The 21,599-nt window shown below is 65.6% G+C and carries 17 protein-coding genes; 11 read left to right on the forward strand and 6 right to left on the reverse strand.

Features of this window, described 5'->3' with window-relative positions; all coding sequences use genetic code 11:
* The first annotated feature begins 48 nt into the window (after positions 1 to 48).
* Together ACW2Q0_RS14255 and ACW2Q0_RS14260 are read left to right on the forward strand one after the other, a co-directional pair.
* On the forward strand, positions 49 to 1,368 hold the full coding sequence (locus ACW2Q0_RS14255) for a cryptochrome/photolyase family protein (protein ID WP_457190118.1): 1,320 nt from the start codon (positions 49 to 51) through the stop codon (positions 1,366 to 1,368).
* 171 nt (positions 1,369 to 1,539) lie between these two features.
* On the forward strand, positions 1,540 to 2,238 hold the full coding sequence (locus ACW2Q0_RS14260) for an AIM24 family protein (RefSeq protein ID WP_457190119.1): 699 nt from the start codon (positions 1,540 to 1,542) through the stop codon (positions 2,236 to 2,238).
* 82 nt (positions 2,239 to 2,320) lie between these two features.
* Here the strand turns inward: ACW2Q0_RS14260 and ACW2Q0_RS14265 are convergent, their stop codons facing one another.
* A complete protein-coding gene (locus ACW2Q0_RS14265; protein WP_457190121.1) occupies positions 2,321 to 3,667 on the reverse strand; it encodes a family 1 glycosylhydrolase in 1,347 nt (448 codons plus the stop codon).
* 240 nt (positions 3,668 to 3,907) lie between these two features.
* Between ACW2Q0_RS14265 and ACW2Q0_RS14270 the strand changes: the two genes are divergently transcribed.
* Positions 3,908 to 4,540, forward strand: a complete 633-nt coding sequence (locus tag ACW2Q0_RS14270) for a glyoxalase (RefSeq protein WP_457190123.1) — start codon at positions 3,908 to 3,910, stop codon at positions 4,538 to 4,540.
* A 135-nt stretch (positions 4,541 to 4,675) separates the two neighbouring features.
* On the opposite strand, the gene ACW2Q0_RS14275 is transcribed toward ACW2Q0_RS14270, so the two are convergent.
* Together ACW2Q0_RS14275 and ACW2Q0_RS14280 are read right to left on the reverse strand one after the other, a co-directional pair.
* Positions 4,676 to 5,542, reverse strand: a complete 867-nt coding sequence (locus ACW2Q0_RS14275) for a class II glutamine amidotransferase (protein WP_457190125.1) — start codon at positions 5,540 to 5,542, stop codon at positions 4,676 to 4,678.
* A 192-nt stretch (positions 5,543 to 5,734) separates the two neighbouring features.
* The gene (locus ACW2Q0_RS14280; protein WP_457190127.1) at positions 5,735 to 5,974 is read right to left on the reverse strand and encodes a hypothetical protein; all 240 of its coding nucleotides are present in this window, start codon (positions 5,972 to 5,974) and stop codon (positions 5,735 to 5,737) included.
* Between the two features lie 211 nt (positions 5,975 to 6,185).
* Between ACW2Q0_RS14280 and ACW2Q0_RS14285 the strand changes: the two genes are divergently transcribed.
* On the forward strand, positions 6,186 to 9,212 hold the full coding sequence (locus ACW2Q0_RS14285) for an alpha-mannosidase (RefSeq protein ID WP_457190539.1): 3,027 nt from the start codon (positions 6,186 to 6,188) through the stop codon (positions 9,210 to 9,212).
* Between the two features lie 60 nt (positions 9,213 to 9,272).
* On the opposite strand, the gene ACW2Q0_RS14290 is transcribed toward ACW2Q0_RS14285, so the two are convergent.
* Positions 9,273 to 10,478 carry a glycoside hydrolase family 76 protein gene (locus ACW2Q0_RS14290; protein ID WP_457190129.1) on the reverse strand — a complete coding sequence of 402 codons (1,206 nt, stop codon included), beginning with the start codon at positions 10,476 to 10,478 and terminating at the stop codon, positions 9,273 to 9,275.
* Between the two features lie 341 nt (positions 10,479 to 10,819).
* Between ACW2Q0_RS14290 and ACW2Q0_RS14295 the strand changes: the two genes are divergently transcribed.
* Complete coding sequence (locus ACW2Q0_RS14295) at positions 10,820 to 12,061, forward strand: cytochrome P450 (protein ID WP_457190131.1); 1,242 nt, start codon at positions 10,820 to 10,822, stop codon at positions 12,059 to 12,061.
* Positions 12,062 to 12,235: 174 nt separating this feature from the next.
* Here ACW2Q0_RS14295 and ACW2Q0_RS14300 read toward each other — a convergent pair whose 3' ends face one another.
* Positions 12,236 to 13,795 (reverse strand): alpha/beta hydrolase, encoded by a 1,560-nt coding sequence (locus ACW2Q0_RS14300; protein WP_457190133.1) that lies wholly within the window; start codon positions 13,793 to 13,795, stop codon positions 12,236 to 12,238.
* 358 nt (positions 13,796 to 14,153) lie between these two features.
* Positions 14,154 to 15,389 carry an ROK family protein gene (locus tag ACW2Q0_RS14305; RefSeq protein WP_457190135.1) on the reverse strand — a complete coding sequence of 412 codons (1,236 nt, stop codon included), beginning with the start codon at positions 15,387 to 15,389 and terminating at the stop codon, positions 14,154 to 14,156.
* 136 nt (positions 15,390 to 15,525) lie between these two features.
* Here ACW2Q0_RS14305 and ACW2Q0_RS14310 point away from each other — a divergent pair, with 136 nt between their 5' ends.
* The 6 genes from ACW2Q0_RS14310 to ACW2Q0_RS14335 are packed head-to-tail and all read left to right on the forward strand — an operon-like array spanning position 15,526 to position 21,594.
* Positions 15,526 to 16,572, forward strand: coding sequence for a substrate-binding domain-containing protein (locus ACW2Q0_RS14310; RefSeq protein ID WP_457190137.1), 1,047 nt, complete (start codon positions 15,526 to 15,528; stop codon positions 16,570 to 16,572).
* Positions 16,563 to 18,083, forward strand: a complete 1,521-nt coding sequence (locus ACW2Q0_RS14315; RefSeq protein ID WP_457190139.1) for a sugar ABC transporter ATP-binding protein — start codon at positions 16,563 to 16,565, stop codon at positions 18,081 to 18,083. Before ACW2Q0_RS14310 ends, ACW2Q0_RS14315 begins: the two co-directional genes overlap by 10 nt.
* On the forward strand, positions 18,080 to 19,141 hold the full coding sequence (locus ACW2Q0_RS14320; protein WP_457190141.1) for an ABC transporter permease: 1,062 nt from the start codon (positions 18,080 to 18,082) through the stop codon (positions 19,139 to 19,141). The genes ACW2Q0_RS14315 and ACW2Q0_RS14320 overlap by 4 nt, the downstream gene beginning before the upstream one ends.
* Positions 19,142 to 19,160: 19 nt before the next feature.
* The gene (locus tag ACW2Q0_RS14325) at positions 19,161 to 20,045 is read left to right on the forward strand and encodes an SMP-30/gluconolactonase/LRE family protein (protein WP_457190143.1); all 885 of its coding nucleotides are present in this window, start codon (positions 19,161 to 19,163) and stop codon (positions 20,043 to 20,045) included.
* The gene (locus tag ACW2Q0_RS14330; protein ID WP_457190145.1) at positions 20,042 to 20,668 is read left to right on the forward strand and encodes a bifunctional 4-hydroxy-2-oxoglutarate aldolase/2-dehydro-3-deoxy-phosphogluconate aldolase; all 627 of its coding nucleotides are present in this window, start codon (positions 20,042 to 20,044) and stop codon (positions 20,666 to 20,668) included. Before ACW2Q0_RS14325 ends, ACW2Q0_RS14330 begins: the two co-directional genes overlap by 4 nt.
* On the forward strand, positions 20,653 to 21,594 hold the full coding sequence (locus ACW2Q0_RS14335) for a sugar kinase (protein WP_457190147.1): 942 nt from the start codon (positions 20,653 to 20,655) through the stop codon (positions 21,592 to 21,594). Before ACW2Q0_RS14330 ends, ACW2Q0_RS14335 begins: the two co-directional genes overlap by 16 nt.
* Positions 21,595 to 21,599: the final 5 nt, after the last annotated feature.

A 21,599-nucleotide genomic window follows, 5' to 3' on the forward strand; every position in this document is an offset into this window, starting at 1 on the left:
ATGACTGGCGGGACCGTTTGTATATCGAACAGCTTCTACAGTGAGGACATGGCCGCCTCGATCGTGTTGTTCACCCGAGATTTGCGTGTCCACGACAATCCGGCACTGACCGCTGCGTGCCGCGAAGCCGAGTCGGTGGTACCGCTGTTCGTGTTGGATGCCGACCTCCTGGCCAGGGTGCGAAACGCGCCCAATCGGATGCGGTTTCTGGCAGCAGCGCTGTGTGAGCTCGATGAGGAGCTTCGGGCAAGGGGCGGCAGGCTGATCATCCGCCACGGCGGGGTGGCCGACGAGGTCGAGCGGGTTGCGATCGATACCGGTGCGCGGAGCCTGCACCTCGCCATGGACGTCACCCGCTACAGCAGGGATCGGGAACACGCGCTGCGGGAGCGGCTTTCGCGCATCGGCTGCGGCTTGTGCAGCCACGCGGCCTCGATCACCGCCGTGGATCCGGGTGCGATTCGGCCCGATACCGGGCGCGGTCACTACGCGATTTTCACGCCGTACTTCCGCCGGTGGCTCGATACGCCGAAACGGCGATCGCTCGCCGCGCCGGGCACGGTCACGGCGCCGCGGATAACCAGTGACCCGATACCGGACCCCGCCGGCGTCGATGCGGGTTCACCTGAACTGGCAGTCGGCGGCGAGACAACCGGTCGGAAAGAATTGGAGCAATGGTTGTCCGGGCCGGTGCATCGTTACGCCGAGGACAAAGATGTGCCCGCCGCCGATGGCACTTCGGGGCTGTCGCCCTTCTTGCATTTCGGCTGTTTGTCCGCTGCCGAGGTGGTGACACGCACCGATACGGCCGATCCGGGTGGATACGCCTTCGTGCGGCAATTGGCCTGGCGCGACTTCTATCACCAGGTGCTTGCCGACCGGCGCGATGTGGCCGTGTCCGACTACAAGGCGATGCGCGAACCGTGGCGGTCGGATCCCTGGGCCGAGGCGGCCTGGCGGGCCGGGCGCACCGGATACCCGATGGTCGACGCCGGGATGCGACAGCTGCTCATCCAGGGTTGGATGCCGGGACGTGCCCGCTTGATTGCCGCGAGTTTCCTGGTCAAGACGCTGCGGGTGGATTGGCGGGCCGGGGCCGAACACTTCGAGCAATGGCTGGTCGATGCCGATGTCGCGAACAACCGGCTGAACTGGCAGTGGATGGCGGGTACGGGCACCGACACCCGCTCCAGTCGGGTGCTCAACCCACTGCGCCAAGCCGAGCGGTTCGATCCCGAAGGCGACTATGTGCGGCGCTGGCTGCCCGAGCTGGCGATGTTGCCCGGTGCGGAGATCCATCGACCGTGGCGGGCGGGCGTCCGCGCGACCGACTACCCGCCGCCGATCGTCGAATTCAACGGAATGTGAACATGATTCAGCGGGCACGGTCTTGCGAATGCCGCCAGCTCCCGAGCCCGGCCCAGGTCACACCGACCGCGCTGCCACGGCAGGGCAGCGCGGTGGATGTTGAGCGCCTACTCTGGTGGATGTCGTTGTTGTCCAAGGCATCACGATGCCTCGACGGGACCGGAGCATCGGGTGGATACCAGAATTATCGGCACGGTGATGCCGGTCCTGGAGGTTTCCCTCATCCCAGGTGAGGGGCTGGTCGCCGAGGCCGGGCAGTTGTCGTGGATGACCGACTCGATCCGGCTGCATACCTCATCTCGGCTGTCGAATTCGGGCGGGCTCTTGGGGGCGGTCAAACGCGCGGCCGCCGGGGCGGGCTGGTACATGACCGAGTACACCGCGTCCAAGCATCCGGGCCGGGTCGCGTTCGCGGCGAAACTGCCCGGCCAGATCCTGCCCATCGGACTGGGGCCCGGGTCCGAGTACATGGTGCACCGGCACGGATTCCTCTGCGGCACAAGTGATGTGCGCGTCACACTGAGCTTCCAGCGGCGCCTCGGTGCCGGCATCTTCGGTGGCGCCGGATTCACCCTGCAGCGTTTGAGCGGGCTGGGCCACGCCTGGGTCGAGTTGTCCGGCGAAGTTGTGCAATACACCCTCGCGCCCGGTGAAACGCTGCGCGTGCATCCCGGCCACGTCGGAATGTTCGACGCTACTGTCGGATTCGACATCACGCTGCTGCGCGGCATCCGTAATATCCTCTTCGGGGGCGACGGCCTGTTCCTGGCCGCGCTCACCGGTCCCGGACGTGTCTGGCTGCAATCATTGACCATCAGCAACCTCGCCCACGCCCTGACTCCGTATCTCCCACAGCCCAGCCCGAGCTGACCTGCTGACTACTTCAGCCGCGACTCGCTTGTCGTCGAGCAATGGTCGTGTACTGCAACGAGATCGTCGATGAGCCGGCACACTACGGGTTCGCGACCGGGCTCAGGCAGCTGGCCGGTGGGTCGACGAACACACACAGCGATGGGCCGCGGGTAGGGCGGTAATCGGCGGGGACACCGCCCTCGGCGACTATCTGGGTGTAGGTGCCGACAGCATCGGTGGGGCGGCGAGTGAGCGACGGGTCGGTACGCACGTCGACGGTGTAGAGGCCGAATCGTGGTGTGTAACTGCCCCATTCGTAGTTGTCGGTGAGGCTCCAGTAGTTGTAGCCGATGATGTTCATGCCGTCTGCCTTAGCGCGCTGGATCCAGTAGACGGTGTCGCGAAGGTGATCGCTGCGGGTGTAACCGTCGCCGCGGGGCATGCCGTTTTCGGTGGGCAGGCCGTTCTCGACGATGTAGAGCGGTTTGTTCGGAAAGCGGCGCGAATAGTATTGCAGCGCATAGTAGATGCCTTCGGTACGCACTGGCAGCTCCCAGATGCGCTGACCCGGCAGCTGCGGCATCGCCGACCCGATGGCCCTGGTAATGGAACTCAGCAGCGACTGCGCCGGATCGTAGGCGAAGTAGTAATCGACGCCCACATAGTCGAGCCGGTCCGCGATGCGATCGACCAGCGCGCCGTTGACCTGCGCCTCCGACCCGGCCACGTAGCCGACATTGCTGGTCACTTGGGCGCCGGGCTGGACCTGGTGGATGTAGTCGTAGATGGTGTTGTGGGCCTGCGCGACCCGCTCGAGCATCTCCGGTCCGCTCGCGCCACCCCGACCGGTCTCGTGCGCGATGTAGGCGGCCGGCTCGTTCACAGTGACCCACAACGGATTTCGGGACGCGTACCGGTCGACGACCCTGCGCATATTGGCCAGCCAATCCCCGACCATACCTGGATTTCGCCAGCCGCCGCGGTCGGCGGCCCAGCCGGGATAGACCCAGTGGTCCAGGGTGATCATCGGTCGCATTCCGGCGCGCACGATCTTTGCGATCACCGCGTCGTAGAAACCGAATGCGGCGTCATCCCAGGTGCCCGGCGCGGGTTGCACGCGAGCCCATTCGATTCCGATCCGGAACACCTTGACACCCAGCGCGGCCGCCAGGTCGATGTCGGAGTCGTATCGGTCGTAGAAGTCGACCGAATCGTGCAGCTCGTCGGCTCCGGAGTTCGCGATGTAACGCGTCCAGTTACTGTCGGGCGCATGGCCTTCGGACTGGAATCCGGAGGACGCGACACCCCAGAGGAAATTCGAATCCAATACCGGTAGGGCGGCATTCGACCGGATCGGCGGGACGGCCGAGGAATGCGCGCACAGCAGCACGGTTGATATCGCGGCGGCGAGCGCGGCCAAGAAACACCGATGGAACCGAGATCGCATCACCTCAGGGTAACTCGATCGCCATCGGCGATGGACGGATCAGGAATGTTTGGGCGGCAAACTGTTTCACGTTGGGTCCGGTTCCGGTGTCGATGTGCCGCGTGCTTGTGGTCCAGCCAGTAGCGGGCGAATGCCGCGGCAGTGCGCGCACGAGCATCGACGGGCCCGCGCCGACCGAGTGCCCGAAAGCGATCAGGAATCGAGAAGCGCTGGTCACCGGGGGGAAATAACGTGATTGCCATGAACATCACCGTTAACCAAGCCGCCATCGAATCCGTCATCCTCGAGGTTTCCGACACCGCGGCCGCAGCGGCTTTCTACACCGCCGCGTTCGGTCTCGGCGACAAGCTGCGCGTGCGCGCCTCGGATGCGCCGACGACCGGTTTCCGTGGCTTCGTCCTGTCGCTCGTGGTATCACAGCCGAGTACGGTCGACAGCCTCATCGGCAGCGCTGTCGCCGCGGGCGCGACGACAGTGAAGCCCGCCAAGAAGAGCTTCTGGGGCTACGGCGGCGTCGTCCAGGCTCCGGACGGGGCGATCTGGAAGATCGCGACGTCGGCGAAGAAGGACACCGGTCCGGCCACCCGCGAGATCGACGATTTCGTCGTTCTGTTCGGGGTCGACAATGTGAAGGCGACCAAGCAGTTCTACGTCGATCGTGGCCTGACCGTGGCGAAGAGTTTCGGCAGCAAGTACGTCGAATTCGACACTGCGCCGTCGTCGGTCAAGCTTGCGCTCTACGGCCGCCGGGCCGCCGCCAAGGATGCGGGCGTTCCCGCGGAAGGCACTGGGTCGCACCGGATAGTCATCGGCGGCAATATCGGGCCCAGCACCGACCTCGACGGATTCACGTGGGAGTCTCCCGCGGCCTGATTCTCACTTGGCCTCCCGATAGTCGTGCTGGAACAAGACGAGTGCGGCGCGGAGCCCAGCGTGCGGCAGCGCACGACGCAGGCCCGGCGGCACCTGACGACGTCTGGGAATGTGGCGGTCATCTGCTGCCGTGGGTCAGCGCCCCGACTGCGCCGCCGCCGCACGGTTGTCGAGCTGTGCCAGCGTCAGCCGATGGCGCGGTGCGGAATCCAGGACGGTGCTGGATCGCACGCGCAGCTGGTTGTCGGCGTGGATCAGTTCGCCGGGTGCGAGTGCACGCCAGCGTGGGTCCTCGTCGGTGCGCTCGCTGGCCACGACGACCGCGGGGAAGTCGCGCAGGTGTCCGCTGCGGGTTCGGATTCCGGCCCGTCCGGCCTGGTCCAGGTGCCGATCGCCCTGCGGGCCGCCAGCCGCGCGTTCGAGGACGAAGAGGCTGTGCGTATCCGGATATCGAAGTGCCCACAGGTCTGTTGCCGTGGTGAGCACCAGGTTGAGGGCGTAGACCGGTAGTCGGTCCGCGATCCACCCGACCGCGTCGCTGATGCCCGCGGTGACGTCGCCGTCGTGCCGGTCGGTGCGCTGGGTGATCAGGGCGAAGAAGCGTTCGGAATCGGTGTCGCCGTGCACCAGATCGAGATAGTCACCGAGTTCGCCGTCCAATTCGTCGAGGCCGTGCAACACACCGTTGTGGGCGAACAGGCGGCCACGCTGCTCGAACGGGTGAGTGTTGCGGGGTTGCGGGCCGCCGGTCGTGGCGTAGCGGATGTGTGCGACGAACGTCATTGATTCGCGTTCGCGCGCCTCCCGAGCGAATTGGATGTCCTCGTACGCGGCGATCTGTTGTTTCTCCACCAGGGGCGGGCCGTGGGCGGTGAAGGTGCCGAGGCCGACGCCGTCGGGTTCGCGTCTGCTTTGTATCGACAGACTGTCCGGCGCATCGAGTAGCCAGAATGTGGCCCGCACTCGTCGTGGTGCGGCCGATAACCCGAACAAACGACACATGGGACTCCTGCCTGGGCGTTGTCCGCGTGTGATGTGTGTCCTGTGATCGTAGTCCCGGTCGGCTGATCTTGTATCCGGTCCGCAATTCCGGTCGGCCCGTGGACCAGGGGGTTCACGGGGCGGGTGGGCGCAGCTTCCGGATCTTGGACCCGGAACCCGAAGCCGGTACCGCGAACGGCGGTCGGTGTCGGATCACCCGAAATCGCGCGCCAGCACAGCGCGGGCGCGCGCATCGGCCAACAGCAATCCGGCTTCCCGGCGGAGCTTGCCGAGTGCACGGCGCTGCTCGATGTCGGGTGCCGTTATCGCGAGTTCCTGATCCAGGGAGCCGAGGACCGATTGCAGGCCACCTACTGTCTCGACGGTTGCCCCGGGTTCCAGGTTTCTTGCTTCCTCGATGAGCTGGGCCAGTCGACCTTCCAGACTGAGCATTTCGCCTCCCGAGCGCGCACAGCCGCATGTCCGTCGGCGTCGCCGAAGTCCGGTCCGCCGACCTGATGAACCAAATATATTGAGCCGTTAAATAACGGTACATCGAATGATGGAATGATGCAAGGGGCTGGGATCGCCCGGAATTCATTGTGCTAACGGACAATGGGGGCGGCTGATGATCACTCCTCCGGTCCCGATGGGAGCCAGCGCCGTGCACGATGACCGACGGTTGATCGAAGACCGCCTGGGGCGAGTTCTCACAGAGCGGATCATTCCGGCGATCTACCCGGAGTCGGTGCCATTGCGGGCATCGATCTGGGTCGCGCCGGATGAACCGGTGCCGGTCGCCGAGGGCTTGGCCGCACCCCGCACGCCCATCGAATCCGGTGCCAGGTGGGGCGCGCCATGGGGTACCAGTTGGCTCACGGTCGAGGGCACGGTGCCTGCCGAGTGGGCGGGCAAGATCGTGGAGGCGATCATCGATCTCGGGTTCGACCGGAATATGACGGGTTTCCAATGCGAGGGTCTGGTCTATCGATCGGATGGATCGCCGGTGAAGGGTCTGCACCCGCGTAACCAGTGGGTGCCGGTGGCGTCCCCGGCGGTCGGCGGCGAGCGGGTGCTGCTGCACGTCGAGGCGGCATCGAACCCGATCATTCCCTTCTTTTCGCCGACCGCTCTCGGTGACAAGTCCACCGCCGGTGCCGAGCCGCAGTATCGGCTCGGCCGACTGGATCTCGCGGTTTTCGACGATGCGGTCTGGCAGCTGGTACAGGATTTGGAGGTACTCGGCGAGCTGATGCACGAGATGCCCGAGGAACCCGCCCGCCGCTACGACATCGTGCGTGCGATCGAGCGCGCGCTCGACGCCGTCGATCTGCAGAATGTGAACGCCACCGCGGCGGCGGCGCGCGCATGTCTGGTCGAGGTGCTCGCCAAGCCCGCGGCGCCTTCCGCGCACGTCATTTCCGCTGTCGGGCATGCGCATATCGATTCGGCGTGGCTGTGGCCGCTGCGTGAGACAGTGCGCAAGGTCGCGCGCACGACCTCGAATATGACCGCGTTGCTGGCCGAGGAGCCCGAGTTCATCTATGCGATGTCCCAGGCCGCGCAATACGACTTCATCAAGCGGCATCGTCCCGAGGTCTACGCGCAGGTCGAACAGGCGGTGTCGGAGGGACGGTTCGTGCCCACCGGCGGCATGTGGGTCGAGTCGGATACGAATATGCCGGGTTCGGAGGCCATGGCGCGGCAGTTCGTGCACGGTAAGCGGTTCTTTCTCACGGAATTCGGTGTCGAGAACGAGGAGGCGTGGCTGCCCGACACCTTCGGTTTCGCTGCCGGACTGCCGCAGATAATCAAGGCCGCGGGATCGAAATGGCTACTGACGCAAAAGATTTCGTGGAGCCAGACCAACCGGTTTCCGCACCATACCTTCCTATGGGAGGGTATCGATGGAACCCGGATCTTCACCCACTTTCCGCCGGCCGATACCTACAACTGCTCGATGCGCGGAAACGAGATCGCCCATGCCGCAAGGAATTTCAGGGATAAAGGCCGCGCGTCGATTTCACTCGCGCCGACCGGCTGGGGCGACGGTGGTGGCGGTACGACGCGGGAGATGATCGCGAAGGCCGCCAGGATGGCCGACCTCGAGGGCGCACCGAAAGTATTGTGGGACTCGCCATCCGGCTTCTTCACCAAGGCCGAGGCCGAATACGAGAATCCGCCGGTGTGGGTGGGGGAGCTGTATCTGGAGTTGCACCGCGGCACATTGACGAGTCAGGCGAAGACCAAGCAGGGCAACCGGCGTAGCGAGAACCTGCTGCGGGAGGCCGAGCTGTGGGCCGCCACCGCCGCGGTGCGGAAGAAATTCGAGTACCCGTACGCGGCCTTGGACCGGATCTGGAAGACGGTGCTGTTGAACCAGTTCCACGATATTCTACCCGGCTCGTCGATCGCATGGGTGCACCGGGAGGCGGAGCGGACGTATGCGACGGTGGCCGAGGAGTTGACGGCCATCATCGAGCGGGCGCAATGGGTGCTCGGCGGTGAGCGGGTGGGACCGAATGAGTTCAACTCGACGCCGCACACCTGGCGATCGGTTCGGGCCGGTGCGGCGGCCGTGGTGGATTCGGGCGGCCGGTGTTCGGTGGGCGAGCGCGCGGGTGGCGGGTTCGTCCTCGACAACGGTCTGGTGCGGGTCGAAGTGGATGTGCGCGGGCTTGTCGTATCGGTGTTCGACCTCGCGCATCAGCGCGAGACGCTGGCACCGGGTTCGGCCGCGAATCTGTTGCAGCTGCATCCGGATCTGCCGAACTCCTGGGACGCATGGGATGTCGACCGTTTCTACCGAAACCGGGTTACCGACCTGACCGAAGCGGAATTCGTGGCGGCAGAAATGGATTCGAAAGGTGCCGCCGTGGTGCGGGTCGGCCGCTACTTCGGGTCTTCCACGGTCGAGCAGATCCTGACATTGCGGGCGGGTGCACCCGGACTGGATATCGACACCACGGTCGACTGGTACGAGACCGAGAAGTTCCTCAAACTCGCCGTCCCCCTCGACATTCACGCCGACCGCTACGCCTCCGAGACCCAGTTCGGGCACGTCTTTCGGCCTACCCACACCAACACCAGCTGGGAGTATGCGAAGTTCGAGGCCTGCAATCACCGATTCGTCCACTTCGCCGAGCCCGGCTGGGGTGTGGCGCTCGTCAATGACTCGACCTATGGGCACGACGTCACCCGCACCGTTCGAACCGATGGCGCAACGACGACGACACTACGGTTTTCGCTCTTGCGGGCACCACGATTCCCGGATCCGGCAACCGATCACGGCACACATCACTTCCGGCACGGGCTCATCCCCGGCGCTTCGATCGGGGATGCGGTGCGTGCCGGCTACCGGATCAACCTCACCACCTCGCGTCCACGTGTCGCCGAACCCGTTGAGCCACTGTTTATTATCGACAACGACGCTGTGGTAACCAGTGCCGTCAAACTCGCGGACGACGGCAGCGGCGATGTTGTGCTGCGCGTCTACGAGGCCCACGGCGGCCGGGCGTCGGCGCTGGTCACCCCGGGCTTCGATATCGCCGGATTCCAGATCTGCGATCTGCTGGAACGACCACTGCAAGGTGACACCTGCGCCGCACCACAGGACGCGGGAGTTCGCCTGCGGCTACGACCTTTCCAACTCGTCACCCTTCGCTTCCCGCGCTCCGCGGCACCCCAATAACGTCGCGCGCCTGTCCGGCTTGGGCGCCATTGCCCACGTCGTGGCTCGGCTGCGCTGGGTTCAGCGTCCCGCGGCGGTGAGCTGGTAATCCGCTTCGAGCAGCATCCACCCGCTCAGCTGTACCGACAGATCCCGGCTCAGGTTCGCTGACGAAGTGACCGACGAGTGCGTGAGCGGGGGAAAGGTTCCCGGATGCTCAGGCACCGTGACCGGGCGGGTCCAGTCCGGACCGAACAGGGGTAGCCCGTCCACCTCGGCACGGTGTTCCCAGGCCGCCCGCGCGGACGCGTGCACGATATCCGCGGCGGTGGTGTTGTCCAATACCAGTGCTGCTTCGGCGAGATACCTGGCGAGGATTCCCATGAACAGCCCGGAGTCGTCCCCGGAGGCCCCGGCGATCACTCCCGCGTCCGTGAGCCGGTCTTCGGTTGCGGCAACGAGTGTCGCCACGCGCCGGTGATGGCTCGATTCGCCCGTGCGCACTGCCAGCTCGGTTTCCAGCCCAATGGTCACGCCCTGGCTGTAGGTGTGGATAGTCCGGTTCACTCGGTCGCCGGGCTCGTGGACACCATCGAGGATCAGGCCGCTGTCGGTATCGCGCAATCGGGTGTGCAAGAAATCGGCAAGTTGCCGAGCGCGCGACAATTCGCCCAAACGCGCCAGAGCGATGCCGGTCGGACCGATCGCAGGGGTGTTGTAGAAATCGTCGCCGGACCGCCAGGGCACCGCACCGACGACCGGGTTCCAGCCGTCGAGCAAGGCGGTCCGCAGGTCCCCGATGGGGCCGCCGAACCGGACACCGAGCAGCCGGTCGGTGCGTTCGAGCGCCAGCACCAGCCACGACATATCGTCGTAGTACCGGTTGGTCCAGCCGGTGAGATTGCGCGTCCGGATACCGAGTGCGAGGGCGACGACCTGGTCGATGCGTTCGGGGGTGCGGGCGCGGTACGCGGCGTCCACCGCACAGTCGAGAAGGTGGGCTTGCCACCAGTAGCACCATCGCACGAACGACTGGTCCAGCAGGGATGCCGGCCAGGCGAGCAGGCCCAGCCGCAGCCCCGGCTGGCCCCACAGCGTGCGCACGTGCCGCCGCATAATCGCCTGTTCTGCCAGGTCAGCCCGCTTCCCGGGCTCCTCGGGACCGGTTGGCACTCGCCGCGTGATCGTCCCTGCCCGCGTCGGCTGCGCCAGTGGGCCGAGTGCGATCGAGGCCCCGGCCGCCAGCAGCACACTGCGCCGGCTGATCCCCTGATTCGGGCGATCCATCCGCTCGGACTCCCTTTACTGAATAACGATCACCGCAGCCGGGAACCGTGCAGCTACACCTTAACTGGCAACGACCACCATGGCGCGGCGTCGAGCGGCGGCCCCAGGTACAGAGATCAATCGCCGAACCCGGCTCCTGCCGTTCCGAGATCGAGGAACCCCGTTTCGACGTCGGCCGTGTCCAGGCACACATAATCGTCATGCGCTGGTGGAGGTGGTCTCCGCGCAGCACACGTGCGCATCTGACCAGTCCGTGGGCCTGTTATTCGGTTGGGGTGCGGTGGGGCGGTGTGGGTGCTTAGGCTCACAGGGCTTGTTTGTTCAAATGCTGGAGTTTTTCGATGACGATGTCGTCTTCGGCGCACGGCGGTGCACCGTTCACTTCGCCGATCGATACGGATGGGCCGCGGATGGCGTTGTACACGCCGGAGTTCGCGGCGGACCCGCATCGGGCGTATCGGGATATGCGCGAGCGGTATGGGGCGTTGGTGCCGGTGAATCTGGCGCCGGGGGTGCCCGCCACCTTGGTGGTCGGCTATCACACGGCCCTGCGGATCATGAATGATCCAGATCATTTTCCAGCCGATCCGCGCACCTGGCAGCAGAGTGTGGCCGCCGACTGCCCGGTGCTCCCGATGATGCAGTGGCGGCCGGATGCCTTGCGCAATGCCGGTGAAGCGCATGCCAGGTATCGGCAGACCACTGTCGAGAGCCTGGACCAGGTCGATCAGTACGATCTACACGATACGGTCGCGAAACTCGCTGTCCCGCTGATCAATTCGTTCTGTGGCGACGGTTCGGCCGATCTGGTGCACCAGTATGCGTTTCCGCTCGCCTTCGCGGTACTGAACGCTACGCTCGGATGTCCGGCCGATATCGCGCAGCGGGCCGCGACCGGTCTGGCCGCGATGGTCGAGGGCGTGGACGCCGAGCACGGCAACCAGTTGCTCGGCGGGGCGATGCTGGAATTGGTCCAGCTCAAGCGCGCCGAGCCCGGCGACGACATCACCACGCGGATGCTGCGGCATCCGGCGGCGCTGAGCGATACCGAGATGGTGCACCAGTTGGGCTCGCTGTACGGCGCGGGCATCGAACCGCAGCAGAATCTGATCGCCAATGCTCTCATGCTGATCCTCACCGATGAGCGGTTCGGTGGCAGCGTGCTCGGGGGGAGCCTATCGACCAGGGACGCGCTCGACGAGGTGTTGTTCAACAATCCGCCGATGGCGAACTTCGGCATCAGCTTTCCGCGCCAGCCGATCCTGATCGACGGTGTCTGGCTACCCGCCCACCAGCCGGTCGTCATCAGCATCGCCGCCTGCAATACCGATCCCGCGATCATCGCGAATCAATACATGGGCAATCGCTCCCATCTGGCCTGGGGCGCTGGACCGCACGTTTGCCCCGCGAATTCGATGGCCTACCTGATCGCACAGGACGCCATCGACCAACTACTCGACGCACTCCCCGAGATCCGCCTCGCCGTGTCGACCAGCGAGCTGACGTGGCGGCCGGGGCCGTTCCACCGGGCGCTGACCGCACTTCCCATCGCCTTCCCGCCGTCCCCGCCCCTGTTGTACTAGAACCGGCGGTGCCTGCCCGGCGTGTGCGGGTCGTCCAGGCTCGGTTCATGCGACCGAGTATTTCCCTTGCTGATTTCACCTGGCCCGATTCGCCGGTTGGGATCGGGCTGCGGGTCGGGCGGCGCACCGCGACGGCGGATGGGCGGACGCCGGTGCGGACTCGTTGGAAACGCGTTAGGTGAATGGTGGGCTGTCCTGCTGGCAGACGGTGTGGGGTGGGGGTAGCACGCCTCGCACGACGTAGTCGCTTTCGTGGGCATTCGCGCAACTGCTCGGGTTGTTCAAGGTGGTGTGCCCGTATCCGGCGACGGTGAGCAGTCGAGCGTTGCCGAGTTGGGCGGTCGTGGCCAGGGCGGCTCGATACGGGGTGGCGGGATCGAAGACGGTGTTGACCGTGAGGATCGGCGTCTTGGAACGGTTCCACGGGCCGGTGTAGCGGTGGGCCGCCTTTCCCGGCCAGGTGGAACACGCCTCGGTCACCCACGACCAGAAGGGCCCGACTGTCCCGGATCGCAGGGTGGCGAATTTGGCCAGGGGGCCATACACCTGTGGATCGCGTGGGTTGGGACTCTCGCTGCACACCAGCGCATATACCTGCTCGATGCCCGAGTAGCTCTGCTGCTGGACGGGGGCAGCCGACGACGAGTCGCTCACCGCGGATGGCCGGACCTCGCTCGGCATCGTCGGAACCGAGGCCATCGAAGCGGTGCTCTGTGGCATCTGGCCCAGCCAGAGGTCCTGCAGCAGCTCGGCCAGCGACGACCAGTTCGGGGCCGCGTCCACGGGATGGACGAGTTGTAGGGCTGTTCGAACGAGGGAGGCGGTGAGGGCGTAGGTGAAGATGCCCTGTGGGTGGATGAGCAGGCGGTGCAGCAGTAGCTCGTATTTGACTCGGGTCGCCCAGGGGTCGGCGGCCGCGAAGGGGCAGGCGCCGCGGCCGGCTCGGCTGCACAGATCGAGAAACTGCTTCAGCGTTTCGGCCGTCCCCAGGTCGGAGCCTTCGCGCAGGAAGGTCGGCAGCGCCGAGTTGTCGTGATACCAGGCGGTGGGATCGACATTGCCGTCGAGCACCATCGCCCGCACCCGGTCGGGGAAGAGGTTGGCGTAAGTAGCGCCGAGCAGCGTCCCATAGGAGGCCCCCATGTAGGTCAACCGCTCGTCGCCGAGGACCGCACGCAGCAAATCCAAGTCGTGTGCCGAATCTGTGGTCGAGACGAACCGCAGCAAGACCGGGTCACGTTGTTCGCAATGCCGACCCAGTTCGGCATTGAGTTCGATCCACCGCCGCTGTTCCTCCTGGCCGACGGGAAACCCCGCAGGCAACTGTGCGGACCAGGCCGCGTACTCCGCGGCGGTGTCGAAACATTGGACGGCGGTCGAGCGTCCGAACCCGCGCGGGTCCCAGCTGACGATGTCGAACCGTTCCCGCATCTCTTGGGGAAAGAACGGATACTCCCCGATGAACAGGTCGATAGCCGGTGCCGGCCCACCGGGGTTGAACAGCAGGCTGCCGATCCGATGCGCTGGATCGGTTGCCAGGTGCCGGATGACCGCCAGCTCGATCGTGCGCACTTCCGGATGCTGATAGTCCAACGGTGCGGCCACGGTGGCGCATTCGAAACCGGCGGCGTCGGGGCACGGGGTCCAGACCGGAGGGGGCGGCACCGCGGGTGTCGGGTCCGGCGGCTCGGCCGCGGTGGGCGCGGCGCCGCAGGCCACGACCGCGGCCATCATTATGGACGTCACCAGACGTCGGGGGAAATGCGGGCGGTTCGACACGGATCCTCGCTATCGTCACGGGGAAAGTGCGTGGCTGTACTGCAAGGAAATTTCGCCCACCGTAGCCGCCCACCGAGCAAATGCCGGGTTACGCCGACCCATCGGCGTGGTGGTTTACCTCAACCCCGACCACTCGAACGCATTGACAATGTGGCGCTGCAGGAGCAGGTACATCAGCTTCGCGGGCTATCCACAGGCTGTGATAGCAGCGATGCCGCTGGGCGGCTGGTTCACATGGCAGGGGCGCAGTCGAGCTGTCGACCGGGCCTCATGCCCCGGCGATCCAGAGATGTTGTCGCACAACCGAATCAACTTACGAACTCGACGTGCGGATGGCACGGCGTTCGGCGATGGAGCCGAAGGTTTCGCGGTCGGCCAGGAAGCCTTCGAGGGCGAAGGTGGCAGCGCCGAGGCTGACGGGGTTGTGGGGAAGGGTGCAGAGTTGGAGAGTGACCGCGGCGAAGGGGTCGGACATGGCGTGGTGGGCGGCTACCCGGCGGGTAACTGCCAACAGTCGTTCGCCGAGGACGTTCGCGACGAGGTCGCCGAAGACCATGGTGCGCGGGTTGAACAGGTTGACCAGGTTGGCGACCGCTACGCCCAGGTAATTGCCGGTCTTCTCGATGACCTCGTCGGCGATCGGGTCGTCGCTGGCGGCAATCGCCGCGATGGTGGTGGCATCGTCGGCCGCGAGCAGCGGGCTGGCCGGTGCGAGTTCGCGCAGGGTCTGCACGATGCCGCGCGCGCTCACATAGGCCTCGACGCAACCGTTGCGTCCGCAGCGGCATTCGCGTCCGTCGATGACGAGGTTGGTGTGCCCCCATTCGCCCGCGCTATTGGTCACGCCGCGATAGAGCGCGCCATCGATGACGACACCGATGCCGACTCCGGCGCGCAGCGTGACGACGATCAGATCGTCCACATCCCGCCCGGCGCCGAACCAAAGATGCGCTGCCGTACTGGCTTTCAGTGGGTTGTCCAAGTACAGCGGATGCGGCAATCGCCGCGCGAGCAATGCCTTGAGCGAAACGTCGCGCCAGTGCCAGTACGGCGAGAACACCGAGACCCCGCCTTCGGGTTCGACCAGGCCCGGCACGCTCAAGCCGACACCGAGCACCTTGTCGGAATCGCCGGCTATCAGTTCGAGGATGCCGCGGATGATGAGTTCGGCGACATCGTCGGGCTGGGTGGCCGCGGGGTCGACGGGTATTTCGACGGATCGCAGCACCGACATGGCCAGGTCGAAAAGGTCGAAATGGATGGTTGTTTCGGCGATATCGACGCCGACGAGCATGCCGCGCGCGGGATTGATCGCCAGTTGCGCACGCGGCCGGCCGATGCCCGGCGCGTCGTAGCCGAGTTCGGCGAGCACCCCGACATCGAGTAGTTCGGCGAGCAGATTGCCCACCGTCGCGAACGAAAGCCCGGTGGCGCGGGCGATCTCCTGACGGTTGGTGTGGCCCGCGGCGGCGTAGACCGCCTGCAGTACGTAGAACCGATTCCGCCGTCGGATATCGCGCGCGGTCAGCTGGTACACGGTTCGGGCCATCTCCTTCCGATTGATATTCGCAGACGCTACCCGAGTAGTTCTGACAACACTATTTACAACAGTTATCCGAAGTCATAATGTAACCCAGGTCACTGCCAGGCGCCGAGTGCCCGGCGCAGCATCAGAGGAGCACCCAATGTCCTGGACCCACCGAAGCCGTTGGACCAGAGCCGTTTTCTGCGGGGTATCGCTCGCGCTAGCCGCGTCGGCCTGCTCATCGGGCAAGGACGATTCGCAGGCGACCGGTCCGCAGCACCACACGGACGCGATCAGCCTCGTTTACGCGCAGAAGCAGGGCGATCAGGAGTACTTCATCGGTGAGGCCGAGGGCGCGAAGGCCAAGGCCACCGAGGTGGGCATCGATCTGAAGGTGGTGAATCTCGGCAATGACGCGAACAAGGCGGTCACCGAGGTGCAGAACGCGGTGAATCAGAAGGCCAGCGGTGTGATCGTGGTGGTGCCCGATCCGTCGGTCGGTCCGCAGGTCGCCCAGCTCGCGAAGGCCGGTGGTGTCGCACTGCTGACCTCCGATGATCAGGTTTGTACCAATGGACCGGATCCGTCGTCCTGCGCCAAGGACAATCTGGTGCCGCGGGTCGGCTTCAGCGGCACCCAAATGGGTACCGAGGTCGGCACCCGAGCCGGTCAGGACTTCACGAAGGCCGGGTGGAAGCCGGAGGAGACCGCGATCATCGACGCCTGGAAACAGGATGTGACCGTCTGCACCGACCGGGTCAAGGCCAATCAGAAGGCCTTCAAGGAGGCCGCCGGTGTGGACGTCAAGGTGATCGAGGTCGGCACCGACAACACCCCGTCGGATGCGCAGAACAAGATCTCGGCAACGGTGTCGGGCAATCGGTCGGTGAAGAACTGGATTGTCATGGGCTGCAACGACGAGAACGTCAGCGGCGGCGTCGCCGCGATCCAGAACGCCGGATACTCCGCCGACAATGTGCTCGGCGTCGGCCTCGGCGCCTATCTGGCCTGCAAGGAATGGCGCGGCGGCAAGCCGACCGGCTTCAAGGCGGCGCTGTTCATCAATGGCAAAGACGTTGGCGCACTCTCGGTTCAGACGATTTACGACTACCTGAAGAACGGCAAGCAGATGCCGCCCGAGGCCTACGCGCCGACCAAGATGGTCGACTCGACCAACTGGCAGCAGGCTGGCGTCACATGCAGTTGACCGGACTGCGGGTATCCGGGCTGAGCAAGAGCTTCGCCGGGGTGCCGGCCCTGCGCGAAGTGAGCCTGGACTTTCCCGCTGGTGCGGTGACCGCCCTGATGGGTGAGAACGGAGCGGGTAAATCCACCCTGATCCGCATCCTCGGCGGCGACCACCGCCCGGACGGTGGCCGGCTCGAGCTGAATGGTGAGTTGCTCGAACTGGCCACCCCTGCCGACGCGCGGTCGGCCGGGATCCGGGTGATCGGCCAGGAACCGGAGATCGTGCCGCATGTTTCGGTTGCCGAGAACGTCTATCTCGGGTCGCTGCCGCGGCGCTGCGGCCGACTGCTCGACCGGGTCGGCTTACGCGAACGGATGCGCGCCGACCTCGCCCGACTCGGCTTCGACCGTGATCTCGATCCGAACACCATCGGATCGAAACTCACTGCGGCACAACGGCAATTGGTGGAGATCATGCGGGCGCTGACCACCGACGCCACGGTGATCGCTTTCGACGAGCCGACCTCGTCGCTGTCGGATCATGAGACCGAATCGCTGTTCGCGCTGATCGGTCGATTGCGCGAGCAGGGCCTCGCGGTGATCTATGTGTCGCATCGGATGCGGGAGATCTTCCGGCTGGCCGATCGGGTCGCGGTGCTGCGCGATGGCGCGCTCGTCGGTGCGCGGGCCACCGCCGACACCACCGATCGCGAAATCGTGCGGATGATGGTCGGCCGGGATATGTCGACGTTGTTCGCGCGCAAGCACAGTATGCCGGGCCGGGTGCTGCTCGAGGCGGACGCGGTGACCACCGACGATGTCCAGGACGTGAGTCTGCGGGTGCGTGCCGGTGAGGTGGTCGCACTGGCCGGGCTGGTCGGGGCGGGTCGCTCGGAACTGGCCGGGGCGCTCGCCGGTGATCTGCCGATCCGCTCCGGCGAGGTGCGGGTGGACGGCAAGAGACTGCGTCTGCGTCAACCGCGCGACGCGGTGCGGGCCGGAATGGGGTACGCGCCGGAGGAGCGCAAAGCACAAGCGCTGCTGCTGCATCGCGGTGTGCGCGACAATATTTCGCTCGCGATGCTCGACCGCTTACGGCGGCTGCGGTTCGTCCGAGGTGGCGAGGAGCGGCGGCTGGCGCGCCAGCATGTCGAATCACTGCGGGTGCGAACACCTTCCATCGAGCAAGAGGTGCGCAAGCTCTCCGGCGGCAATCAACAGAAGGTGGTGCTGGCTCGTTGGCTGGCCCGAAAACCCAAGGTGCTCATCCTGGATGAGCCCACCCGTGGCGTCGATGTCGGCGCCAAGGTCGAGATCTACCACATCATCGAGGAATTGGCCGAATCCGGCGTCGCGGTACTGGTGATCTCCTCGGAGCTACCCGAGGTGCTCGGCCTGGCCGACCGGATCGTTGTCATGCAGCACGGCCGGGTCACCGGCGAATTGGACCGCGAAGCGGCCAGCGAGGAGGCGATTCTCGCACTGGCCATGGCCGCCGACCTGTCGCATACATCGCGAGGAAACCCATGACAGACCAACAACTTTCGATTCCAGCGGAGCCCGCCGTCGCCGGGGCGGCGCCATCGGTAGCGGCGCGCGGTGCGGCCGCCCTCACGCTTGGACGGCTGATACCGGCGATAGGCACCGGCAACCTCAGCCTCCTCGGTGCGCTGGTGGTGATCGTCGCGATCTTCGCCTGGCTCAACGATGGCTATCTCGATCCGGCGAATCTGGCCGGAATCGGTGAAGCGGTTACGGTTTTCGGTCTGCTCGCGGTTGTCCAGACGGTCGTGATCATCTGTGGCGCGCTCGACATTTCGGTCGGTTCGCAAGCCGGCGTCGCGTCGGTGATCAGTGCGATGGCCTTCACCGCCACCGGCTCCAATGCCTGGCTGGGCATTCTGGCCGCGATCGGTGTCGGGCTGGTGCTCGGGGCGATCAACGGGCTGATCATCGTCTACGGCCGTGTCAATCCGGTGATCGCGACACTGGCCACCTTGGCCGCGTTCAAGGGCGTCGCGCAGTTGATATCTGGTGGTAAGGCACAGGGTTTCGTACTGGGCGACGACGTGTTCATCTTCATCGCCCGCGGCAAGATTCTGGGTCTGCCGGTTCCGGTGGTCATTCTCGCGGTGGTCGCAATCGGCATGCATGTGCTGCTGAAGTACACCGATATCGGCCGAAATATCTACGCCATCGGCGGAAATGACACGGCCGCAAGGCTTTCCGGCATCAATATCAACAAGTACCTGATTGCGGTATTCGTGCTGGCGGGTGCGGTGGCGGCGATCGCCGGGATCGTCCTGACCGCGCGCACCGGCTCCGGGCAGCCGGTCTCCGGTAGTGAGGGGCTCGAGCTGAAGGCGATTACCGCCGCCGCGTTGGGTGGGTGTGCGCTGAAGGGCGGTAAGGGCACGATCGGCGGCACGCTGTTGGCCGTTGTGCTGCTCGGCGCGCTGGACAACGGGCTGAATGTGGTTGGCGTGAATACATTCTGGCAGAACGTCGCTCAGGGCTCGTTGCTGGTGGCGGCGGTTGTCATTCAGCAGCGGCGCAGTGGGGAGCGTGCGGTCGGATTGCCGACGTAGCACCCGTCAGGAGCGAATGATGATCGAACTGAAAGCGCACCGGTGCTCGCCACGGCCGGGCAGGTTGTGTGAGGGACCGGTGTGGGATGACCATACCGATGAGGTGCTGTGGGTGGACATTCCGGCCGGTCGCATCCACCGCGCGACACTGCGCGACGGTGACCTCGTAGGGCGGTCCACCGTGGCGGTGGGCACGCGGGTCAGCGCGGTGGTGCCGTGCGCATCGGGCGGGCTGATCGCGACAGCCGTCGATACCTTCCTGCATATCTCCGACGGCACAATGACCGAGGTCGCATCGTTATCGCTGCCCGCTGACGGACATCGGTGGCGCATGAACGATGCCAAGGCCGACCCGTGCGGGCGACTGTTCGCGGGCACCATGTCCGAGGACGAAATCCCGGGCACCGCCGCGCTGTATCGACTCGACCCCGACGGAGAGCTGAGTACGGTGCGGCAGCGGGTGACGATCTCCAACGGTCTCGGTTGGAGCCCGGACGGTGCCACCGTGTACTACGCGGACAGCCCGACCCGTCGAGTCGATGCCTTCGACTACGACAGCGCCACCGGTACTTTCAGCGGTGGGCGCACCTTCGCCGAATTCCGGGACGGTCTACCCGACGGATTGACCGTGGACGCACGCGGTTTCGTCTGGGTCGCGGTGTGGGGTGCCGGGCAGGTCCGAGCATTCGATCCGTCGGGTCGGCCGCATGCGGTGATCGATGTCGGCCCGGCACAGGTCTCCAGTTGCACCTTTGCCGGAACCGATCTGGATGTTCTCGTAATCACCACAGCCGCACAAGGTTCCACCGATATCAATGCGGGGCGATTGTTCACCTGCAGACCGGGTGTGACCGGTCTGCCGACGAATACCTACTCCGATGCGAGGTTGGTGCGCAACCCATGACCGCTGATTACGGACTCACCCTGGATCCACCGGTCATCGCAATCCTGCGCGCCCCCACGGCCGCTCGATTCGCCGAGGTGACCGCCGTACTGCACGAGGCGGGCATCACCGCGGTGGAGTTCACCCTCAATTCCCCCGGGGCATTGCACGCTTTGCGCGACTGCGCCGGATCGACCTACCCGGTCGGTGCGGGCACGGTGCTCACCGCCGTTGACGCGGCCCAGGCCGTGGATGCGGGTGCGGCATATCTGATCACCCCGACGGTATGCCCCGAGGTGATCGCGGAAGGTCGCCGTCTGGGTGTCCCGGTGATCTGCGGCGCGTTCACGCCCACCGAGATCCACCGTGCGTGGCAGGCGGGCGCGACCATGGTCAAGGTCTTTCCGGCGTCGGTCGGCGGTCCCGGTTATCTGAAGGCGATTCGCGGGCCACTGAACGTGATTCCGCTGGTGCCGACCGGCGGTATCGGGCTCGCCGATGCCAGAGCGTATTTGGATGCGGGGGCCAGGGCACTCGGCATGGGCTCGCCGCTCGTCGGTGACGCGTGTGCCGGTGGTGATTTGGATGCGCTGCGGGAGCGCGCGTCCGCGGTGCGGAAGGCTTTGCTGTGCGCGGATTGGTGACTCTGGGTGAAGCACTCGGTGTTGTAGCCGCGACTGAACCCGGTCCATTCGCTCCCGGTGCGGCGATGCGCGTGGATTTCGCGGGCGCGGAAGCGACGGTCGCCATCGGTGTCCGCAGATTGGGCCATGAGAGTGCGTGGGTGGGCAGCGTGGGTGCCGACGCCATCGGCACGATGGTGCTCGATCGGCTCCGCGCCGAACAGGTCGACATCTCGCGGTGCCGAATCGATCCAGAGTTGCCGAGTGGCCTGATGCTGCGCGAGCGGCGAACTTCCGCGCATATGCGAATAACCTACTACCGCAAGGGTTTTGCGGGATCACGGCTGTCTGCCGCCGATATCGATACCACGCAGATCGCCGCGGCGCGGGTGCTGCATCTTACCGGCATCACCCCGGCGCTGAGCACATCCGCCCGCGACGCCGTGCACACCGCACTCGATGCCGCCGTCGATGCCGGGGCGATCATCTCTGTCGACCTCAACTACCGTCGTGCGCTGTGGTCGGAATCGGATGCGGCCGTGGAACTTTCGAAGCTGGTCTCCCGCGCCGACATCGTCTTCGCCGGTACGGATGAGGCGGCAATCCTCGTACCGGGGGCGACTCCGGCCGCAATGGCGCAATCCCTTGCCGCACTGGGACCTGCGCAAGTCGTGATCAAACTCGGATCCGAAGGCGCACTCGCATTGTACGCCGGCGAGCTGATCCGACAGCCTGCGGTGGAGATCCGCAGCGTAGACCCGGTCGGTGCGGGCGATGCTTTCGTCGCGGGCTACCTCGCCGGTCTGCTCGACAACGGCTCGGTGAGACACAGCCTGCAATTGGCCGCGACGTGCGGTGCGTTCGCCGTCTCCGTACCCGGTGATTGGGCCGGTCTGCCGTTCCGGCACGAACTCGGCCTACTTACCGGTGCCGATATCAACCGATGAAGGGA

The sequence above is a fragment of the Nocardia citri genome, assembly GCF_054065835.1.